We start from the raw sequence: 2,758 nt of genomic DNA, 5'->3' as shown, positions 1-2,758 counted from the left end.
GGTAGCATTTTCGTTCCGAGAACGGATCGAAATTACTACAGGAAAAGCTGATATAGCTCAAATGCTTGTTACGCTTGGCATTTCGTTCTCATTTGTTCAGTTTTCAAAGAGCTTTCGTCACTATTCTGTTCCGCCGTGACAAGATCTAATCTTATCACATCAGGACGAGCTTTGCAACTATTATTTTTCGTCGGCCGCTCGTTTAAGGCTGACTGCCTCTCGCGGCGACAAGCAATAATGTATCACAGATGACGGGTCGAATGCAACCACAAATTTTGGCAAATGTAAATCAGTCCCCAGCCGATCGTTTCGATGCAAAATCCGCCCTCTCCTGGGTAAAGGGAAGCCCCTAACGAAAAACCGCCGCGCTCCTTTTGCGGAACCGGCGGTTTCGTGCGGCACAACGTGAAGAGTGATCAGACGTCACCTAACAGCTGCCGCAGCTCCTCTTCATTATCAATAATGCGGATATCCAGCTCTTGAGCTTTGGTCAGCTTGCTGCCGGCGTTCTCCCCGGCGATGACGATATCGGTCTTCTTCGACACGCTGCCGGTCACCTTGGCCCCCAGCTTCTCCAGCTTCTTGGCGGCTTCGTCACGCCCCATAGAGGTAAGCGTCCCCGTTAAGACGACCGTTTTGCCAAAGAACGGGCTGCTTTCGTCGACCACCGCAGGCGCTTCTTCGCTGACCGGTTGTATTCCGGCGGCAAGCAACCGCTCAATGCTCCGCTGCATGGCCGGATCACGGAAAAAGCCGACGATGCTTTCCGCAACGATGCCGCCGATATCCGGCAGCGTCATCAGCTCCTCCGGCTCGGCCTGCATCAGCTTCTCGAGGCTGCGGTAATGCTCCGCAAGCTCCTTGGTCGTCGTCTTGCCCGTATTCGGAATACCGAGGGCATACAGGAACGATGCCAGATCAGGCTGCTTGCTTTTCTCGAAGGCGGCGATCAAATTCTCGGCCTTCTTGGTCCCGAAGCGCTCAAGCTTGATCAAATCGTCGAAGGTCAAATAGTACAGATCGGACGGATCGCGCACGCCGAGCGAATCGTAGAGCTGCTCGGCCGTCTTCTCGCTGAACGTCTCGATGTCCATTGCATCGCGGGAAGCGAAGTGAGCGATGCGCCCGACAAGCTGCGGCCGGCAGTCCACCTTATTCGTACAGAACAGATGCGGGCCCTTTTTCTCCAGCGCGTGTCCACAGGAAGGGCACACCGCCGGAGGCACGATTTCGCTTCCGTCGGCTTCTTCGGTTACTTTGCCGAGTATTTCCGGGATGACGTCGTTAGAGCGGCGGATATAGACAAGACTGCCTAAGCCGTACTTTAAATTTTTGCGCTCGATGTCATCCATGTTGTTGAGCGTGCAGTTCTGTACGGTCACGCCGCCGATATCGACGGCTTCCACCCGGGCGAGCGGCGTCACTTTACCGGTCCGGCCCACGTTCCAGCTCACGTCGAGCAGCGTCGTCACGGCTTCCTCGGCTTCGAATTTATAGGCTACCGCCCACCGCGGGAATTTGTCGGTATATCCGAGCACTTCGCGGGTGCGCATATCCGTTATTTTTACGACCAGCCCGTCGATTAGAAAATCAAGCGTATTGCGCATGGCGACCAGCTTCCCCAGCTCTTCCTCCACCGCGTCGATGCTGTCGACGAATTTGACGAAAGGGCTGACTTTGAACTGGTTGTCGCGCAAAAAGCCGACCATTTCCTGATGATTTTGAAATTGCAAAGAGTCGGCATAGCCGATGTTGTAAAAGTAAGCATTGAGCTTGCGTTCCGCCGTCACCTTCGGATTCAGGTTGCGGAGGGCGCCTGCAGCGGCATTGCGCGCGTTTTTGAGCGGCTCGGCTGCGGTCGCGTTATAGGCTTCAAGCACGGACAAGTTCATTATGCCTTCGCCCTGCACTTCGATAATCCCGTCGGTATACGGAATGCGCAGCGGCACGGAGCGGATCGTCTTGACATTCGCCAGAATCCCTTCGCCGACGACGCCGTTGCCGCGGGTGGCCGCCTGCACGAGCTCGCCGCGGTCGTAGGTCAGGTTCAACGTCAGACCGTCGAATTTCAATTCCACGACAAACGATAAAGGGGGCAGCGGATCGTCCGGGTGCTGCGTATTGTAGTCGTTCACCAGCTTCTGGGCGCGCGTATGCCACGCCATCAGATCGTCGTGGTTCTGTGCTTTGTCCAGACTCCAGAGCCGGGCCAGGTGCCGGTGCGGTTCGAACCCTTTGAGCAGCTCGCCGCCTACCCGCTGTGTGGGCGAGTAAGGCAGCACGGTGCCGGTTTCGGCTTCCAATTGAACCAGCTTGTCATAGAGCGCATCGTATTCGGCATCCGTGAGAGAAGGCTGATCCAAGGTGTAGTATGCGTAATTATGTTTATTGATCTCTTCGATGAGCGTCTTCATCGTTTCCAAAGCGTCCGGCATCGGAAATTCATCCTCTCATGGCTACGGGATATAAGGGTTGCCTTGCCTGGCGTCTAGCTCTGCTTGGTGATCGGCGCAAATTTGGCGAGCAGCCGCTTGACGCCCACGGGGGCCGGGAAAGCGATCTGCAGCTCGGTGTCGTCGCCCGAGCCCTTGATGGCGACGACGACGCCGGTGCCCCATTTGCCATGCGACACTTTGTCGCCCATGGCAAAGTCGGTCGCCTGCGCCGCGGGGGCCGCGGCTTTGGGCGCTGCGCCTCCCGCAACGGCGGCGGGGCCGCTGCGGAAGCTCACGGGCGTGCGGCCCGCCTGTGCGGGCGC

General features: G+C 57.2%; 1 protein-coding gene and 1 pseudogene. Both read right to left on the bottom strand.

Going from position 1 to position 2,758, the window contains the following annotated elements; genetic code table 11:
• Window positions 1–416: 416 nt before the first annotated feature.
• Window positions 417–2,435, bottom strand: coding sequence for an NAD-dependent DNA ligase LigA (ligA, locus tag PEH01S_RS34035; protein WP_127490436.1), 2,019 nt, complete (start codon window positions 2,433–2,435; stop codon window positions 417–419).
• A gap of 53 nt (window positions 2,436–2,488) precedes the next feature.
• Window positions 2,489–2,758 (bottom strand): annotated as a pseudogene (locus PEH01S_RS34030) (ATP-dependent DNA helicase PcrA); the annotation flags it as partial.

Origin of the sequence: Paenibacillus ehimensis NBRC 15659, assembly GCF_004000785.1 — a bacterium.
In the GTDB taxonomy this organism is placed as follows: Bacteria; Bacillota; Bacilli; order Paenibacillales; family NBRC-103111; genus Paenibacillus_G; species Paenibacillus_G ehimensis.
Note: the sequence above shows the minus strand (reverse complement) of the source record. Positions and strands in the feature narration are given on the sequence as shown.

What these genes read in the sequence shown, in the direction of transcription:
- ligA (WP_127490436.1), bottom strand. Translation starts at nt 2,435, where the DNA reads ATGCCGGACGCTTTGGAAACGATGAAGACGCTCATCGAAGAGATCAAT.